Annotated in this window: 1 protein-coding gene; it reads left to right on the top strand. The window is 58.8% G+C overall.

Going from position 1 to position 337, the window contains the following annotated elements; genetic code table 11:
• The coding region (locus B4A72_RS03225; RefSeq protein WP_292978086.1) for a class I tRNA ligase family protein at positions 1 to 337 on the top strand (337 nt) is incomplete at both ends.

Genomic DNA, 337 nt, shown 5'->3' with positions numbered 1-337 from the left:
TGCCGATCGAATGGAAGATCGAGGAACAATATCGCCAGAAGGGACAGGACAAGGACAAGGTCGATATCGTCGAGTTCCGGCAGGAATGCCGACGCTTTGCCGATCACTGGATCGACGTGCAGCGGGACGAGTTCAAGCGTCTGGGCATCACCGGCAAGTGGGACGATCCCTACCTGACGATGAATTTCCACGCCGAGGCGGTGATCGCGGCCGAGTTCATGAAACTGCTGATGAATGGCAGTCTCTATCAGGGCAGCAAGCCGGTGATGTGGTCGCCGGTCGAGAAGACCGCGCTGGCCGAGGCCGAGGTCGAATATCACGACCACACCAGCCACAC

Origin of the sequence: Paracoccus sp. UBA5162 (genome assembly GCF_002413585.1) — a bacterium.
Classification (GTDB): domain Bacteria; phylum Pseudomonadota; class Alphaproteobacteria; order Rhodobacterales; family Rhodobacteraceae; genus Paracoccus.
This window is presented reverse-complemented; position numbering and strand designations above follow the sequence as displayed.